The organism is Kribbella sp. NBC_00382 (assembly GCF_036067295.1).
Lineage (GTDB): Bacteria > Actinomycetota > Actinomycetes > Propionibacteriales > Kribbellaceae > Kribbella.
In genome coordinates this window covers 1,804,234-1,821,524 of record NZ_CP107954.1, presented here as the reverse complement: position 1 = coordinate 1,821,524, position 17,291 = coordinate 1,804,234, and the positions used below count along the sequence as shown (strand labels likewise).

Here is a 17,291-nt window from a genome sequence, read left to right as displayed (position 1 = left end):
CCGGCCCGCGCCGCCGACGAAGAATCATCGGTATGACGACGAACAACGTGAACCCCGTCCCGCCCGGCTACCACTCGCTCACCCCGTACCTGGCCGTGTCCGACGGGCCGAAGGCGATCGAGTTCTACACGGACGTGTTCGGGGCGGAGGTGGTCAGCCGGCAGGACCTGCCCGACGGGCGGCTCGGCCAGGCGGAGCTGAGGTTCGGCGACTCGATGCTGCAGCTGAGCAACGAGATGCCGCAGATCGGGCTGCAGGCTCCCACCGGCGAGTGGGTGCACTCGTCGCTGGTGCACTACGTGCCGGATGTGGACGCGACCTTCACGAAGGCGATCGAGGCCGGCGCGCGGCAGGTGGAGGCGGTCCAGACGTTCATGACCGGGGACCGGTTCGGCACGGTGATCGATCCGTTCGGGCACCGCTGGGCGATCATGACCAAGGTCGAGGACGTCTCCCCGGAGGAGGCCGACCGGCGGATCAAGGAGTGGCTCGCGTCCAACCCGGAGGGCCTCGACGCGGATTGATCCCAGGGACTCGGTGCACCCCGATTCGGCGCCGCGGGCAACCAGCCGGTACGCCGGTGAGCCGCCGGGCGGTCCGGAGTACAGAGGCCTGGGGCAACAAGCTTGAGCGCTTGTGAATGACCCGGAATCCCTTGCAGGCATGAAGAAAGCGGCCCGCCGGAACCGTCCCCTGCGGCAGTTTCGGCGGGCCGCTGACTAAGAGTGTGCACGTGATCACGGAAAATGGCAACCCGTCGTGGTGAATTGCGCGCTCGGTGTCACGTGTTGCCCACGCCGACGAGCAACTACGTGGTAATGCGCAGTTCCGGTAGGGTTGGGTCGCAAGAGCCTGGACGCGTCACCTGAGCGAAGCTTTGGTGAACCGTGCCCGGGCTTCACCGTTTCTAGCGACCGGCTCCGCACGGCGACGATGCCGTCCGGACCGCCGCCGTGAAGAGGAGGGCTGAGATGCCCGCAATCGTGCTCGTCGGCGCCCAGTGGGGCGATGAGGGCAAAGGCAAGGCAACCGATCTGCTCGGCAACACCGGGGCGGAGATCGACTACGTGGTCAAGTTCAACGGCGGCAACAACGCCGGCCACACGGTCGTGATCGGGGACGAGAAGTACGCCCTGCACCTGCTCCCGAGCGGAATCCTGACCCCGGGTGTGACCCCGGTGATCGGCAACGGGGTGGTGGTCGACCTCAGCGTGCTGTTCGAGGAGCTCGACGCGCTCCAGGTCCGGGGTGTGGACACCTCCCGGCTGCTGATCAGCGCGAACGCGCACCTGATCCCGCCGTACAACCGGACCCTGGACAAGGTCGCCGAGCGCTTCCTCGGCAGCCGGAAGATCGGTACCACCGGGCGCGGCATCGGCCCGACGTACGCCGACAAGATGAACCGGATCGGCATCCGGGTCCAGGACCTGTACGACGAGAAGATCCTCGAGCAGAAGGTCACTGGCGCGCTGGAGCAGAAGAACCAGCTGCTGGTGAAGGTCTACAACCGGCGCGCGGTGGAGATCGCCGAGGTGATGGACGAGTTGCTCGGGTACGCCGAGCGCCTGCGCCCGATGGTCGCGGACACTCCGCTGCTGCTCGGCCGCGCCCTCGACGAGGGCAAGACGGTCCTGATGGAGGCCGGCCAGGCGACCCTGCTCGACGTCGACCACGGCACCTATCCGTTCGTCACGTCGTCCAACGCGATCTCGGCCGGCGCCTGCACGGGCTCGGGCATCCCGCCGACCCGGATCGACCGCGTGATGGCCGTCGTGAAGGCGTACACGACCCGCGTCGGCGAGGGGCCGTTCCCGACCGAGCTGCTGGATGCCGATGGCGAGTGGCTGCGGCAGCAAGGCTTCGAGTTCGGTACCACGACCGGCCGGCCGCGGCGCTGTGGCTGGTACGACGCGGTCATCGCCCGGTACGCCGCGCGCATCAACGGCGTCACCGACTTCGTCCTCACCAAGCTGGACACGTTGACCGGCCGGGAGAAGATCCCGGTCTGCGTCGCGTACGAGGTGAACGGCGTCCGGTACGACGAGATGCCGATGACGCAGACCGACTTCCACCACGCGACCCCGGTCTACGAGGAGTACGACGGCTGGAGCGAGGACATCACGGGCTGCCGGACCTTCGACGACCTGCCGAAGAACGCGCAGACCTACGTGAAGGCGGTCGAGGCGCTCAGCGGCGCCCCGATCTCCGCGGTCGGCGTCGGCCCGGAGCGCTCCCAGATGGTCATCCTGGACAACCGCTTCTGACCTGTGGACCCCAGCCGGTCGTCGATCGGCTGGGGTTCGCTTGCCCTGTACTCCGTGCTGCGCGGCGAGCTGTCAGGCGGTGAAGTGTGAGCCCGGTCAGCCGTTGCCGATGACCGGCAGGTGCCTGATGATCGGCCAGTCGCCGATGTCGCCGAGGCCCGGCCGGTCGGGTAGCTGAGGGGCCGAGATCGGCTGGCGGGCCCAGCTGGCGCCGTTGCCCGCCGCTGCGTCCTTGAAGGTGAGTGCCGCCGCACCGATGAGGATGGCGGCGATGAGCAGGCTCAGCCAGGCGGGGCGGAAGGCCTTGCGCAGGGTGATCTTGGAGCCGCGCCGCAGGGAAGTACCGCCAGGTCCCCACCAGGCGGTGAGGAGACCGGCGATGCCACCCGCGCCGAAGCCGACCGCGGACAGCGGCACCCATTGGAGGCCGTGGTCGTTGGCGGCGCCGGCGGTGACGATGCCGCCGACGATGAAGCCCATGATGACCGGCAGGATCAGGCAGAACACGGTGATCAGAGCGGCCGCCAGCAGATGCATCGGGCTAGCCGCGACTGCCACCAGCCCATCGGACTTGCCACGACCCCCGCGGACCTGACGGCGGCGCATGATCGCCGTACTGCCGCGATCGACCGTCCGAGCCAGGGCAATGAGCAGCGCGGCCACCAGCACCCCGAAGCCCGGCGTGTAGGCGATCAACGCGCTCAACGCCAGCAGGAGCCCGACCACCAGCACAGAACGAGCCACCTGCTGGTCACCAGACGCCGGCACATCGGCCCGAGCCACCGGCACCGCAGTGTCCCGCCGAGCAACTTCCTGCCCCCGATAAGCCTGAGGCTGGGGCTGCTGTTGAGGTTGCGGCTGGTACTGAGGCTGATACTGCGGCTGCGTCGGGTACTGAGGCTGCACTGGGTACTGCGGTTGGTACGCCTGAGGCGGGTAGCCCTGGTAGTTCACAGGCAACGCAGCAGGCGCCGCGGCGCTAGGGGTAGGGCTGTAGGTGGCCGGATGAAGAGGTGCGCCAGCAACTGCAGCACCAGCCCCGAGACCAGCAGCACCACCTGCGGCCTTCTTGGCCTTCTGCTTCGCGGCTACATCGCGGAGCATGTCGCGGGCCGGCGCGAAGGCGGAGAGCGGCGGGATCACAGGTGGTACCAGCTGTGCGACGTCAGCAGGGTTGTGGTTGCCCGCGGCCGAGGCGTCCGCAGTAGCTGCGGCTGAGGCTTCGTCTTCCGGCATCACGCGGGTCATCAGCGCAGTGGGCGGATTGACGAGCACCGTCTTGGGGGATGCCTCGGCGGCCGTGTGGGGGTTGGGGATCAGGGCATCGCGGCCTTCGGCGTAGCGGTTGAGGCCGGCCATGATCTCCGTCTGGGTGGGGCGGTCCCGGCGGTCGGGGGAGAGGGCCGCGGCGAGGAGAGGCTTGAGGCGGGGGTCCAGGCCTTCCAGGTCTGCCTGGCCGGAGTGGACTCGGTGCAGGACCACCTCGAAGGGGCCCTTGCCGAACGGGCGGCGACCGGTAGCCGCGTAGGCGACAGTGGCCGCCCAACCCCACCAGTCGGCCGACTCGGAGACCATCTCGCCTTCGATGAGTTCCGGGGCGAGGTAGCCCGGCGTACCGATCACCAGGCCGGTCTGGGTGAGGCGGAGGTCGTCGGTGGCCTGGGCGATACCGAAGTCGATCATCACCGGCTTGCCGTTGAACATCATCACGTTGCCGGGCTTGAGGTCGCGGTGGATGACCCCCACCTGGTGAATCGCCTGCAGTGACTCGGCCAGGCAACCGGCCACCGGTAGCCAGCGCTGCGGGGTCAGCGGCCCCCGCTCGTCCACCTGCTCGTCCATGGGTCGCCCCGGAACGAACCGCGTCACCAGGTACGGCCGGTCGCTGTGCAGGTCGTGGTCGAGGATCCCAGCGACCCCAGGGTGGTTCACCTTCTGCAGCGTCGTCGCTTCGCGCTGCAACCGGGCCCGTGCGGTCGGGTCATGCGCGACGTGCGCGCGCAGCACCTTGAGCGCTACCTCTTTGTGTTCAGGCCCTTCCGCCAGGTAGACGACGCCCATGCCGCCCTGCCCGAGTCGCCGGATCAACCGGTACGGCCCGATCCGCTCCTCCAACACCTCCGTGGGTGTCGAAGGCTGTCCCCCTGTACCTGACATGGCATCCACCGTACGTCGGGATCAGCCCAACCGCTGCCCCGCGACGGAGTCCCTTCTCCCCGCCTTTGACGCAGTCGTTCCCCAGCAGGTTGCGTCAAAGGCGAATCTCCTCCGAACGAACGACTCAGCTGAAGAACCGTTGCAGCACGGGGGCGATCACGTCGGCGGCGACGTCGTGGGTCTGACCGGGCAGTACTTCGAGAGTCGCGGTCGGCAGCACCTTGGCGAGCAACTGGTCGCCCTCGATGATGGAGGCGTCGGTGGCGTCCCCGTACGCGACCAAGGTCTCCACCGCGATCCCGGCGTACCGGTCGAGCGTGGAGGGGTCGCCTGACATCGTCTTGCCGACGATGGCGCCGTCGTTGGCGATGGTGTGCGCGATCTCCAGCATGGTCGGCCAGAACGGGCTCTCGGTGATGCCGCCGAGGTACTCCTCGGGCATGCCGACCGCCTTGGTCAGGAAGATCTTCGCGGCGTCGTCCCGGCGGCCCTCGGCGACCGCGGTCTGCAGCTGCGCGACGTAGTCGTCCGGCAGCGGCGGGCGGACGTCGGAGACGATGAACGGCGGCTCGTAGACGGCCAGCTTGGTGATCGGCAGGCCGGCGCGGGCGGCCTCCAGGGCAAGGATCCCGCCCGAAGAGATGCCCCAGACAGCGGCGGATCCGCCGGCCGCGTCGATGATCGCGGCGAGATCGGCGAGCTCGTCGTCGACGGGCGTGGTCGAGGCGTCGTTCCAGCCGCTCTCGCCCCGGCCGCGGCGGTCGTAGGTGTAGACGGTGAACGAGCCGGACAGCAACTCGGCGATCTGGCCCGAGGTCGGGTTGAAGGCGCGGAAGGCGGTGGCGCCGTCGACCAGGATCACGGCCGGGCCGGAGCCCACCTGCGAGTAGCCGAGCTCGGTGCCGTCGGACAAACGAACTGTGGACATCGGATTCCCCTCACGATTTGAGTACTGAACCGTACCGTACCCAAACGAGTACGGTACTGTCTAGTACTGGCGAAAGGAGACGACCGATGGCAGAACTCACCACTCGCGCGGCGCTCAAGCGTGAGCAGATCCTGGACGCCGCGCTCGAGGCGTTCCTGGAGAACGGCTACGTCGGCGCGAGCATGGACCAGGTCGCGGCCACCGCGTCGGTGTCGAAGCAGACCGTCTACAAGCAGTTCGCCGACAAGGAACACCTGTTCCGGGCCCTGATCGTCGCGATCAGCGACCGGGTCGAGGACCCGTTCGCCGAGATCGGCCGCGAGGTCGCCGAGGCCGACGACATCGACCAAGCCGTACGCCGGCTCGCGGACGCCTTCGTCGGCGGGATCATGACCGAGTCGGTCCAGCAGATGCGCCGGCTGGTGATCGCCGAGGCGGTCCGCTTCCCCGACCTCGGCGAGGAGTACTGGAACCGTGGCTTCGGCCGCGTGCTCCCGACGCTTGCCGACTGCCTGGCCAGGCTCGCTGAGCGCGGCCTGCTCAGCATCAAGGACCCGACGATCGCCGCCAACCACCTGGCCGGTCTGCTGCTGTGGATCCCGAGCAACCGGGTGATGTTCTTCGGCCGGATGGATGCCAACTCACCCGAGGAGCTCGCCCACTTCGCCGAGGCGGGCGTCGAGGCGTTCCTCGCGGCATACAAGGCGAAGTAGTACTGGCGCGGCCAATGCCTCGGGGCGGAGGGCACCGACCGCGCCCGGCTTCTAGGTGACCGGCAACGTGAAGGCGAGCAGCCCGGTCCCAGTGGCATTGGTGATCCAGGGCCCCGCACCGTTGTGCCCCTGGTAAGTCAGAGCGGTCACACCCGCCGCCGGCCCGGTCAGAGTGACCACGAGCTTGCCGCCCGCCTCGTAGGCGACCGAAGTGATGCTGACCGCAGCACCATCCACCCGGAAGTCAGCAGCCACACCAGCATCAACAGCCAGCGCATCAGTCGACCGAAGCTGTACTACGAGTTGCGACCCGCTAGCACTAACGCGGGAAGGGTTAGGCGGTGCCACCCCAACAGTCGGCCCACCGTAAAGATCCCTGGCCAGCACTGCGAACGTGTGGTCGCCCATGTCGCGATACCCGCCCAGGTACGCGTAGTGGCACCCGTCATGCCCCGACAACCCATTGGTGGAGAGCACTGTGACCCCGGCGGTGTCGCCAAGCTCCCGCTGAGCTTCACGCAAACTCATCGCAGTCGTGTTGCCGCAAGGCGAGGTGCGCACTTGGTAGACGTAGTATCGAGCAGCCGTCCCGAAGTCGGACCGCCAGTCCTGCAGCAATGCGGTGAACCCAGCGACATGCACCGGAGCGTTGTCGTTGTCCGACTCGCCCTGGTACCAGAGCACACCCCGGACCTGGCCGATCACGCCGGCGCCGGTCAGTCGCTGCCGAAGCCTCCCGTAGTTGGTGTTCACGTCATCGGGGTTCGCGTCGTTGCGCTGGAAGAAGCTGATCGGCTGGCCGCCGTGTGCTCCGTTGATGAGCGCCACCGGCACCTTGTAGGTGTCGACGATGCGCCGGCCCATCCGGATCGCCCACTGCCCGATCGAGCCGGACTGGTTGGTCACGTCGCCGGTCGCGTAGTGCCAGACCCGGTCAGCCCCGGAGATGCTGGCGTCCGAGGTCGGTGAGCCGTAGCTACGCAAATACGGCGACTCCTCCACGTTGGCTGCGCCGTTGTACTTCGCCGCCTCCGAGTTCGACTGCCCCTGCACCACGTAGACGTCGCCGGACACCACGCTGTCGCGGCGAGCCACTACCCGGTCGAGTCCTGGACCAGTGGCGCGTACCTCGAAGCTGTACTCCTGCAGGCCGGCCTTGATCCTCGGGGTGAAGCGGAAGGTGCTCCCAGTCGAGCTATATGTGTCGGTGTGGCCCTTGCTGCTCACCCGCAGCTGCACCCGGCGTACTCGGGGGTCGGTGACCCGCCCGGCTACCGGTACCGTCGAGCCGCCCTTGGCGTCGCGGGGGATCAGCTGCCGGTCCTGCGGCGACTCGCTGAGTGCGACTACCGCAGTACGGACGTAGGCGGTGAACCTGCGTTGGGAGTAGCGGTTCGCGTTGTTGGCGAAGGTCCAGTCCGGCTGGCCTGCAGCGTTGGTGCCGATGCCGAGGGACAGCGTGCTGTTGTCCGACTCGGTGAACGTGTTGATCGCGAAGACCTGCTTGGCAGCCAGGTTCGACGGCCGGGTGGGGCCGATCTGCGCGACCTGGAACGAGCCGTAGCCGAGCGGCGAGGTCGGGTTGTCATCGACGTCGAAGGTGATCGGCGATGCGTTCGACACCTGTGTGCTGGCGCTCTCCTGGTACTGGTTCGGCCACATCTCCAGGTAGCCGGTCTGGCCGGTCCCGCTCGTCACGCTCGGCACGTTGGACTGGACGTCGAGGTCGCTGACCCGCTGCCGGACGAGTTCACCAGGCCTCGTCGCCAGGCCGATCCGTCGCGCCTCGGTGGAGAAGGGCTCCATCGCCGTCCATACCCATTGCGGTCCGTCCGGCCCGTTCAGCTCTACGCAGTACCCGACCCGGTCGAAGTTCGGGCCGATCTCGGCGGTCCGGTCGAGGCTGTACGGCGGGGTCTCGTTGAGCCAGCCGGCCTGCTGTGGGATGTCCAGTTGCAGGACCGGCGTGAACCCCACCGCGGCGGTGTCGCAGCTGGTTGCGGCCGCTTGCCCGGAGAAGGTCGCGGCTGCCGGTGCGACCACCGCCTGCAGGGTGGCAGTGGTGGCGATCAGGGTGGTGGCGATGGTGACGATCGAGCCGGCGTTGACGCGTCGAGGCATGGGCGGACCTCCATGGGCGGGATGTCTCCACCATGGGTAGCGGGTCGATCACCCTTCGTGCGAGCTTTCTGCGCCCAGCGGTCCGATCCCTGCGCCCAGCGGTTGTGACTACCACTTTCTGTGCGGAGGCGTTCGAACCTGGTGGCTGGAATCTAGCGAACGATGTCTATCGAGCCACTTCCGCCGGGGTGGCGGTCGCGATGAGGTGGTCCCATGCGAATCGAGCTCCTGGTCTTCGACGGTGTGGACGAGATGGACGTGATGGGCCCGTTCGAGGTCTGGAGCCACGCCTCCCGCCGGCCCGAATTCGAGCTGGCACTGGTCGGCCTCGACGGCCCCGCCGAGATCACCGGCCTCCACGGCCTGCAGTTCAAGGCACCAGAAGGACTCGGCACCCCCGACGCCCTCTTCGTTCCCGGCGGCGGCTGGATGAACCGCGCCGACCGCGGCTCCTGGGCCCAACGCGCTGTACTGGCCCCAAGGATCGCCGAGGTCGCGCCACACACCCAGTGGATCGCCTCCGTCTGTACCGGCTCGATGCTCCTAGCCGAGGCCGGCCTGGTAAAAGGCCGCCCCGCCACCACCAACCGCGGCGCCTGGCACGAACTCGAAACCTTCGGCGCCGACGTCAAACAAGACCGAGTGGTCGACGACGGCAACCTCATCACCGCCGGCGGCATCACGGCCGGCATCGACCTGGCCCTGCACATCGTCGAGCGTGAAATCTCGCTCGAGGTGGCCGACGGTATCGCGGCGACGATGGAGTACGCCCGGGTCCGGGACGTGTACAAGAGCTGAATCACCTTCTGCGTAAGAGGATTCCGCGGCTGCCTCGTTTGCGGAGGTAGGCGCGTCCGTTGACGACCGTCTCGACCCGTGGTGCCGCGAGGGTGAGCTCTTGTTCCACTGACCATGCGGGCGGCCAGACCTGCTGGGCCAGGACGTCGGGGTCCATCGATACGAACAGGCGGTCGGTGGGGAAGCGGTCGAGCAGGGTCAGGTCCTGGCCGTAGTACAGCATCTCGATCAGCAGGTACGCCGAACCTGTCAGCCGCCGCGTTGTCGTCAGCTGCTCGAAGCTGTGCGGGTGGATGCGGACGTCGCCCTCGACGTTTTCGTGCAGGCGGGCAAGGAAGATCGGGTTGGGCTCGGTCGCCTCGACGGAGTAGCCGTCGGCCAGGAGACGTCGCGTCAGCGCGCCTTCGCAGGCGCCTACCTCGATGACCTGGCCGGCGGCGGGATCGAGGTGCTGGCGAACCCAGGAGGCCGTCGCGTCCAGTCGCTCGAGCTCGTACGCCGAAGTCGCGAACTCCCACGGATCCGGCACGATCGCCGCGTCCGAACTCATGCTGCCCATCAACGCGAACAACCGGGCGCGCTCGTCGGCGTCCGCGTCGAAGAACCGCTCGACCGCGTGGATCCGACGCGTCAACAAGGCGTTCTCGTCCGCCTCATCCAAGAGGAGCAGGTCGGCGCAATGCGTGTTGACGAAGTCGAGCTTGGCGTCGATGAGCGGCCGCTCGAGCCGTACGTCGAGATCGGACTTCCACTGGAACCAATGGCCGTCGCCCACCGCATGCCGCACCGGCGCACGCCGTACCGCGGAAGCCAGATCGAGCGCCCACCGCCCACGGCTTGACCGGGTGTCGGCGGGGGAGTGCGTCCAGACAGTCGCCGCGACGTCGCCGGTCTCGAGTGCGATCGCGTCGGCGGCGCTGCCCGGCGAGAACGGCTTCGCGCCCTCGCCGGACGTCTGCAGCAGGTCGGCCAGTGGCGCCAGACGGCCGGCGAGCGGGACTCCCGCCGGCAGCTTCAGATAGGCGCCACGGTCGGCGATGACCAGATGCACCTCGCGGCCGGAGCCTGGATCGAGAACGGAGAGGAAGTCCACCACGACGTCCTCGGGACGCGTCACCGCAACGACATCAATCATCCCCAGCCATTTTACGCAAGAAGGCTACGAAAAGATGCCGAGCGCGTGTCGCCGAGTGCTCTTACTGGGTCATCTCTGAGATCGGCTACTTCTTGAGCTCGGCGTAGACGTCGGCGAGGTCGCCGGCCACTGCGGCCTTGGCCCAGCGGGCGGTGTCATCGGCCAGTACTTCGTGCGCGTCGGTCTCGATGCCGTCGAGGGCTGCCTTGGCGACGTCGGCCGGGTTGCCCTTCGGGTCGGTCACGGCGGTCGTCATGTCGGTCTCGGTGTAGCCCATGTGCAGGCCGGTCACGTTGATGCCGCGGTTCAGCACCTCGAGCCGCAGGGAGTTGGTCGCCAGCCAGAGGGCGGCCTTGGTGGCGGAGTACGCGCCGTGACGCGCGACCCAGGACAGGGCCGAGTGCGCGTTGACGATGTGGCCGCCGCCGTTGCGCTCGATCACCGGGACGAGGGCGCGGGTCAGGTTCAGCGGGCCGAAGAAGTTGATCTCGAAGATTTCCCGGAGCGCCTCGAACGGCACGTCCAGGTAGGTGTCCGGTGAGCTGCCGCCGGCATTGTTGATCAGCACGGTGACGTCCTGGACCTGCGGCAGCAGGGCGTCGATCGAGGCCTGGTCGGTGATCTCCAGCGGCAGCGGGACGACGCGCGGGTCGGTGCTCGGCTTCGGCGTACGGGCGGTGGCGTAGACCTTCTTGACGCCGCGGGTGAGCAGGTCGTCGACGAGTGCCTTGCCGATACCGCGCTGGCCGCCGGTGACGAGAACGACGGCGCCTTCGAGGGTGGTCATGTCAGAACTCCTGGGGAGAGAAGGATGGAAACCGATCTGTTTCCACACTCTAAACCGATCGGTTTCCAAACGCAAATCCAGCCGGTACGCTCGATCTCATGAACACCCAGGCGACACCCCGCGAGCGGCTGCTGGACGCGGCGGGCGAACTCTTCTACCGAGACGGCGTCAACATCGGCGTGGACGCGCTCTGCAAGGCGGCCGGCGTCTCGAAGAAGTCGATGTACCAGCTGTTCCGCTCGAAGGACGAGTTGATCGCCGAGAGCCTGGCCAGCGTCGGGCCGGGATACCAGCACGCGCTGGAGCCGGGGGCCGAGGACGGGTCGACCCCGCGCGAGCGGATCCTCGCGGTCTTCGAGAAGCTGGACCGGCAGACCGGCAGCGGCGACTTCTACGGGTGCCCGTTCGTCAGTACGGCGGTCGAGTTGAAGAACCCGGAGCATCCGGGCAGCGTGGTCGCGCGGCACTTCAAGCAGCGGCTGACCGACTTCTTCCTCGGCGAGCTGGTGGCCGCCGGAGTCGACGACCCCGAGATGATGGCGGTCCAGCTGACGATGGCCTTCGACGGCGCGAGCGCCCGGGCCGTCGTCCGGGCCCAGGCGCTCAACGGCGTCGGAATCAAGATGGCTGCCGCGTTGCTCGATGCAGCCGGCGTGAAGGCTCCGGAGCTAGCGAGCCAGGCCCGCTAGTTCGGAGCCGGCGAGCAGGAAACCGCCGACGCCGAAGTCGGCGGTGGAGTCGTAGGTGATCGGCTGGCTGGATTCCGGCCTGTCGCCGACCTTCTGGACATAGCCGAGGAATCCGTCGGTATGGACGGCGGTCGCGACCATTCCGTTCCAGGCGCGGGCCGCGGTCGATTGATAGCCACTGGCTGTCACCAAACCGGTTTTGATCGCATATGCGGTCGCGTAGGTGAAGAATGCCGTGCCGCTGGTCTCCGGGCCGGGCAGATGTTGCGGGTCGGCGAGATTGACGTTCCAGAATCCGTCGGTCCGCTGGATCGGCTTCAACGCACCCACCAGTTGCGTCAGCGTGCTGCGGTACTCGGCGACATTTCCCTGGGTCGCGGGCAATGCCTTCAGCGTCTTCACGTGCCCGGCGGCGACCCAGCCGTTGCCACGCGACCAGAGCACCGGCTTGCCGTTCGGCGAGACGATCTTGCCGGGCAGGAATCGGTCGTCGCGGTACCAGAGTCCGCTCGAGGGGACGTACAGACCTCGCCTGGTCTTGGTGTCCTGATAGAGCTGGTAGAGCTTCGCCCAGTACGCCGGATCGCCACGCAGCTTGCCGATCCGGGCGAATGGCGGCATCGCCATGTGCAGTGCGTCGTCCCACCACCAGTCGTCGACCTTGCTGCTGGCAACCATTCGGCTCAAGGTGTCCGTTGCCGCGGTCAACTTGTTGGCGGAGGGCTCTATTTCGTAGAGATCCAGGTACGGCTGGATGGCCGTGTGGTTGTCGGCGTGCCGGGTGGTGACTCCGCCCATGATTCCGTAGGAATGCTTCTCGGCCCAGCTGCGGGTGTAGTCGAGATAGCGCTTCTCGTTGGTCAGCCGATAGGCGGCCATCAGGCCGCTGAAGAAGGTCGCGCGGGCCCAGCCGTTGTCACCGGAATCGGCGTGGGTGGCGATCCATTGATCGGCGACCCGGCGGACCAGGGTGATGATCTGCGCACGGCTCGGAAGGATGTCCGAAGGTGGTGCGGCGGTAGCAGCGGTTGCGGTGACGGAGGGTAGTGCCGGGGCGGCCATGACGGCGGTTCCGAGGCTCAGGAAGTGGCGTCGTTTCATGGGACAAGACCTCACTTTGTTCCAGATTTCATGGGACAAATCAGAATTTTGTTCCAGGGTGAACTTAGTGCTGGTTTGGATATTGACGCCTTCACCCTCTGTCGTCAAACTTCCGAAAAGACTCTGCGGTAGTGGGGGGAGCCGCAGAGCACCGCCCCCACAAGCAAGGACCCGCCCATGCGAAAGAAACTAGCTATTCCAGCGCTTGCCGCTGCATGCGCAGCTTTGGTCGCCGGCATGTTGACCAGCCCGGCCGTCGCGGCTTCGAAGGCCGAGGCGACGATTCAGGCGCCGCTCGCGCCTGCGACCTTCACGCATCCCGGTGTCGGCGTCAGCGCCGCCCAGCTCGATTTCGTCCGCGCCAAGGTGAACGCCGGAGCGCAGCCCTGGACGAACGCGTTCAACCAGGCCAAGAACAGCGCCTACGGCTCGCTGAGCCGGGCGCCGAAGGCCCGCGCGGTGGTCGAGTGTGGACCGTACTCCAACCCCGACATCGGTTGCCGCGACGAGCGCGGCGATGCGATCGCGGCGTACACGGACGCCCTGATCTGGTACATCACCCGTGACGATCGCTATGCCCAGAAGTCGATCCAGCTGATGGACGCCTGGTCGGCGACGATCAAGGACCACACCAACAGCAACGCGCCGCTGCAGACCGCCTGGTCGGCGTCGTCGTGGCCGAAGGCCGCCGAGATCATCAAGCACGTCTACGGCAACTGGCCGAACTCGGCCCGGTTCGGCACCATGCTGCGCAACGTCTACCTGCCCGAGATCATCAACGGCTCGAACTCCAACGGCAACTGGGAGTTGAGCATGACCGAGGCGATCCAGGGCATCGGCGTGTTCCTCGAGGACAAGACCGTCTACGACAAGGCGATCTCGCTGTACCGGGTCCGGGTGCCTGCCTTCGTGTACCTGGAGTCCGACGGCGCGCTGCCGAAGACCAAGCCGAGCCAGAACCTCACCACCCGCGCCCAGATCGTCGCCTACTGGCAAGGCCAGGGCACCTTCGTCACCGGGCTGACCCAGGAGACCTGCCGCGACTTCGTCCACACCGGGTACGGCATCTCCGCGATCGGGCACGTGCTGGAGACGTCCCGGATCCAGGGCATCGACCTGTACCCCGAGTTCGGTGAGCGGCTGCGTCAGGCCCTCGGCTTCCAGTCCCGCTGGGAGCGCAACCTCGAGGCAGTACCGTCCTGGCTCTGCGGTGGCAGCGTCAACCGCGGCCTCGGCCCGATCACCGAGGTCGGCTACAACGCTCTGCACACCCGCCTGGGCATCGCGATGGCGAACACCCAGGCGTTGACCGAGTCGCGCCGCCCAGCCGGCACCAACGACCTCTTCGTAGCCTGGGAAACCCTCACTCACGCGGAGAACCCGAGCTGACCCACCGTCAGGAGTAGCTACCTCGAACACCCAGCGGCGACCTCGGACAAGTTGTTACCTGTCCGAGGTCGCCGTTTGGTGTTCAAGGTCGCATTGCGGGAGAGAGCGCGTCAGATCTGCGGTTCGCCGCGTTTCCAGTAGCCCTGGAAGGAGATGGCGGATTTGGGGAGGCCGACGGTGTTGACGAGGTGGCGGCGGATTTGTTTGATCATGGCGGATTCGCCGGCCACCCACGCGTAGTCGACATCGAAGGGGAGGGTGGCGGATTTCAGGGCCTCTGGCAACGACTTGAGGGTGTCGGCGGGGGCGCCGGTGTGGGGGAGCCAGGTGATGTCTACGCGGCCGGGGCTCGGGAGCGGGCGGATATCGCGGATGTCGGGGACCTCGACGAAGACCGTCGCCTGTACGTCGGCGGGCAACTGCTCGAGGATGCCGGCCAGGGCGGGCAACGCGGTTTCGTCGGCGACGAGGACGCGACTCACGCTTGTTGCCGGGGGCACGTAATCCACGCCGGACATCAGCAGGCCCTTGGTGCTCGTCGTGTCGACAGCGAACGGCAGGATCAGCCCGATCTCAGCGCCGACGGAGGCCGAGCTGACCCAAGCCGACGCGGGCCCGTTCACCCCATGCAGCACGAACTCGATGTCGACCTCAGCCACCTCGGGACGGAGCGCGCGCACGGTGTACGTGCGCATGATGAATCGTTCCTCGACGGGCTCCGCACACCATTCGGCGTACCAGTTGTCGCCGGCGGGCAGCCGCAGCTCGCCGCCGTCGGGCGGGGAGAGCAGCACCTTGATGCGCTGGTCCGGGCCGGCCGTGACCACGTCGGCGATCCGCGGGGCCACGAAGGTCACCCGGCGCAGGTGCGGGCTGAGGTCGTCGACAGCCGCCACGGTGGCCAGCACCGCGTTGAAGTCGATCGGGCGCTCGAGCACTGTCGTCATGCCAGTGTCTCCGTCAGGGAAAGTAGTGACAAAGCAGGGGTTCAGGTGCAGGCCGGGATCGAGCCGGGTTATGGTGAAGCACCTAGAGGTTAGCCTTACCTAAGAGGATCCCAAAGTCCAATGCCCCCGCCCGCAGCAAACGACACGGTCGTCCCCGCCACGGTCTCTGCCGGCCGTGTGGTGACTGACGGTCAGCGGCGCCCGCGCGCCCGGCGTACGACGTTGATCATCGGTTTGATCGTCTGCGTCGCGCTGCTGGTACTGGTCTCGCTGCTCAGCATCGCCGTCGGCTCGAAGCAGATCCCGCTGTCGACCGTGATCGACGCCCTGCGCCACTACGACGCTGGCAACACCGACCACGTGATCATCCGCTCGTTGCGGGTGCCCAGGACCGCGATCGGGCTGATGGTCGGCGCGGCGCTCGGCCTGTCCGGCGCGCTGATGCAGGGCGTGACCCGCAACCCGCTCGCCGACCCGGGCATCCTCGGCGTCAACGGCGGCGCGGCCCTCTTCGTGGTCGCCGGCATCTACTGGTTCGGGCTGACCTCGCTGACTTCGTACGTCTGGCTCGCCTTCGCTGGCGCGGCCGCCGCCTCCGTGGCGGTCTATCTCCTCGGCTCCCTCGGGCGAGAAGGCGCGACCCCGGTGAAGCTGGCGCTGGCTGGCGCGGCATTGACCGCGATGCTCGGCTCGCTCACGACCGCGCTGCTGATCGGCGACGTCGACACCTTCGACCAGTTCCGGTTCTGGGCAGTCGGTTCGCTGGCCGGCCGCGGCTCGGACATCGCCGGCCAGGTCGCGCCGTTCATCCTGATCGGCATCGTGCTGGCGCTGGTCTCCGGCCGCGTCCTGAACGCCCTCTCGCTCGGCGACGACGTGGCCCGCTCGCTCGGCCAGCGGGTCGGCATGGCCCGGATCTTCACCGCGATCACCGTCGTACTTCTCTGCGGCGCGGCAACAGCCGCCGCGGGACCGATCGGTTTCATCGGCCTGACCATCCCGCACGTGGCCCGCCTCGTCACCGGGCCGGACTACCGCTGGATCCTCCCGTACTCGATGCTGCTCGCCCCGATCCTGCTGCTCGGCTCGGACGTGATCGGCCGGGTCGTCGCCCAGCCCGGCGAGCTCCAGGTCGGCATCGTCACCGCCGTGATCGGCGCTCCCTTCTTCATCGCCCTGGTACGCCGCCGCAAGCTGGCGGACCTCTGATGGCCAGCGTCACCGCGGACCACTCACCCGCCCAGGTCATCGCCCGGGCGCGGGCAGTCCGGCAGGCCCGCAACCTGGCCGTGGTTGTCGTGCTGGCCGTCATCGTGTTCGTCATCTTCTGCGTCTCGCTGTCGCTCGGCGACTTCAAGATCCCCGTCATCGACGTGGTCAAGACGCTCTTCGGCGGCGGCGACAAGGCGACCGAGTTCATCGTCAACCGGCTCCGGCTGCCGCGCGCGCTGACCGCGATCCTGGTCGGGGCGGCGCTCGGCATCTCCGGCGCGATCTTCCAGAGCATCGCTCGCAACCCGCTGGCCAGCCCGGACATCATCGGCGTCACGTACGGTGCCAGCGCGTTCGCCGTCTTCGCGATCGTCACCCTCAGCCTGACCGGCTGGGCGGTGGCCGGCTTCGCGATCTGCGGCGCGCTGATCACCTCGTTCACCATGTACCTGCTCGCCTGGCGGCGAGGGGTGTCGAGCTACCGGCTGATCCTGGTCGGGATCGGGATCGGCGCGATGGCGACCAGCGTCACGTCGTACCTGCTGACCAAGGCCAGGGTCGAGATCGCCCAGCAGGCGCTGATCTGGCTGACCGGCAGCCTGAACGGGCGGGACTGGTCACACGTCCGCACGATGGCGATCATGCTCGTACTGTCCGCGCCGATCACGATGATCCTGGTACACCGGCTGCGCATCCTCCAGCTCGGCGACGAAACGGCGTACGGGCTGGGGCTGCGGGTCGAGCGCACCCGGCTCGGGCTGATCGTGGTCGCTGTCCTGCTGGCCGCGGTCGCGACGGCAGCGGCCGGACCGATCGGTTTCGTCGCCTTCGTCGCGCCGCCGATCGCTCGCTGGCTGACCCGTTCACCGGGCCCGGCGCTGGTCGCGTCAGCGTTGCTCGGCGCGCTCGTGGTGGCGCTGTCCGACCTCGTCGCGCAGCACGCACTGGGGAACACCCAGTTGCCGGTCGGTGTCGTCACCGGGGTGATCGGCGCGCCGTACCTGATGTTCCTCTTGGCCCGGACCAACCGGATCGGAAGTGGTGGCTGAC

At 67.7% G+C, this 17,291-nt stretch carries 15 protein-coding genes; 8 read left to right on the top strand and 7 right to left on the bottom strand.

Features of this window, described 5'->3' with window-relative positions; all coding sequences use genetic code 11:
• The first annotated feature begins 32 nt into the window (after window positions 1–32).
• Window positions 33–524 carry a VOC family protein gene (locus OHA70_RS09100; RefSeq protein WP_328330576.1) on the top strand — a complete coding sequence of 164 codons (492 nt, stop codon included), beginning with the start codon at window positions 33–35 and terminating at the stop codon, window positions 522–524.
• Window positions 525–971: 447 nt separating this feature from the next.
• On the top strand, window positions 972–2,264 hold the full coding sequence (locus OHA70_RS09095; protein ID WP_328330574.1) for an adenylosuccinate synthase: 1,293 nt from the start codon (window positions 972–974) through the stop codon (window positions 2,262–2,264).
• A gap of 96 nt (window positions 2,265–2,360) precedes the next feature.
• Here OHA70_RS09095 and OHA70_RS09090 read toward each other — a convergent pair whose 3' ends face one another.
• A complete protein-coding gene (locus tag OHA70_RS09090; RefSeq protein ID WP_328330572.1) occupies window positions 2,361–4,421 on the bottom strand; it encodes a serine/threonine-protein kinase in 2,061 nt (686 codons plus the stop codon).
• A 124-nt stretch (window positions 4,422–4,545) separates the two neighbouring features.
• Window positions 4,546–5,349, bottom strand: coding sequence for an alpha/beta fold hydrolase (locus OHA70_RS09085; protein WP_328330569.1), 804 nt, complete (start codon window positions 5,347–5,349; stop codon window positions 4,546–4,548).
• Between the two features lie 86 nt (window positions 5,350–5,435).
• On the opposite strand from OHA70_RS09085, the gene OHA70_RS09080 reads away from it, so the two are divergent.
• Complete coding sequence (locus OHA70_RS09080) at window positions 5,436–6,062, top strand: TetR/AcrR family transcriptional regulator (RefSeq protein WP_328330567.1); 627 nt, start codon at window positions 5,436–5,438, stop codon at window positions 6,060–6,062.
• Between the two features lie 51 nt (window positions 6,063–6,113).
• Here OHA70_RS09080 and OHA70_RS09075 read toward each other — a convergent pair whose 3' ends face one another.
• Window positions 6,114–8,183, bottom strand: coding sequence for a sialate O-acetylesterase (locus tag OHA70_RS09075; protein ID WP_328330565.1), 2,070 nt, complete (start codon window positions 8,181–8,183; stop codon window positions 6,114–6,116).
• Window positions 8,184–8,396: 213 nt separating this feature from the next.
• Between OHA70_RS09075 and OHA70_RS09070 the strand changes: the two genes are divergently transcribed.
• Window positions 8,397–8,981 (top strand): DJ-1/PfpI family protein, encoded by a 585-nt coding sequence (locus OHA70_RS09070; protein ID WP_328330563.1) that lies wholly within the window; start codon window positions 8,397–8,399, stop codon window positions 8,979–8,981.
• Between the two features lies 1 nt (window position 8,982).
• Here the strand turns inward: OHA70_RS09070 and OHA70_RS09065 are convergent, their stop codons facing one another.
• A complete protein-coding gene (locus OHA70_RS09065) occupies window positions 8,983–10,116 on the bottom strand; it encodes an SAM-dependent methyltransferase (protein WP_328330561.1) in 1,134 nt (377 codons plus the stop codon).
• 85 nt (window positions 10,117–10,201) lie between these two features.
• Window positions 10,202–10,903: an SDR family oxidoreductase gene (locus tag OHA70_RS09060; protein WP_328330559.1), complete on the bottom strand. Its 702-nt coding sequence runs from the start codon at window positions 10,901–10,903 to the stop codon at window positions 10,202–10,204.
• A gap of 98 nt (window positions 10,904–11,001) precedes the next feature.
• On the opposite strand from OHA70_RS09060, the gene OHA70_RS09055 reads away from it, so the two are divergent.
• Entirely contained in the window at window positions 11,002–11,592 is a 591-nt protein-coding gene (locus OHA70_RS09055; RefSeq protein ID WP_328330557.1) for a TetR/AcrR family transcriptional regulator, read from the top strand.
• Here OHA70_RS09055 and OHA70_RS09050 read toward each other — a convergent pair.
• A complete protein-coding gene (locus tag OHA70_RS09050) occupies window positions 11,572–12,693 on the bottom strand; it encodes a glycoside hydrolase family 88 protein (RefSeq protein WP_328330555.1) in 1,122 nt (373 codons plus the stop codon). The genes OHA70_RS09055 and OHA70_RS09050 overlap by 21 nt on opposite strands.
• Window positions 12,694–12,930: 237 nt before the next feature.
• Here OHA70_RS09050 and OHA70_RS09045 point away from each other — a divergent pair, with 237 nt between their 5' ends.
• Window positions 12,931–14,082, top strand: a complete 1,152-nt coding sequence (locus OHA70_RS09045; protein WP_328330553.1) for an alginate lyase family protein — start codon at window positions 12,931–12,933, stop codon at window positions 14,080–14,082.
• Between the two features lie 110 nt (window positions 14,083–14,192).
• Here OHA70_RS09045 and OHA70_RS09040 read toward each other — a convergent pair whose 3' ends face one another.
• On the bottom strand, window positions 14,193–15,029 hold the full coding sequence (locus OHA70_RS09040) for a siderophore-interacting protein (RefSeq protein WP_328330551.1): 837 nt from the start codon (window positions 15,027–15,029) through the stop codon (window positions 14,193–14,195).
• A 120-nt stretch (window positions 15,030–15,149) separates the two neighbouring features.
• Between OHA70_RS09040 and OHA70_RS09035 the strand changes: the two genes are divergently transcribed.
• Both OHA70_RS09035 and OHA70_RS09030 read left to right on the top strand, forming a co-directional pair.
• Window positions 15,150–16,238 carry a FecCD family ABC transporter permease gene (locus tag OHA70_RS09035; protein WP_328330549.1) on the top strand — a complete coding sequence of 363 codons (1,089 nt, stop codon included), beginning with the start codon at window positions 15,150–15,152 and terminating at the stop codon, window positions 16,236–16,238.
• The gene (locus tag OHA70_RS09030) at window positions 16,238–17,290 is read left to right on the top strand and encodes a FecCD family ABC transporter permease (RefSeq protein WP_328330547.1); all 1,053 of its coding nucleotides are present in this window, start codon (window positions 16,238–16,240) and stop codon (window positions 17,288–17,290) included. The genes OHA70_RS09035 and OHA70_RS09030 overlap by 1 nt, the downstream gene beginning before the upstream one ends.
• Window position 17,291 lies beyond the last annotated feature (1 nt).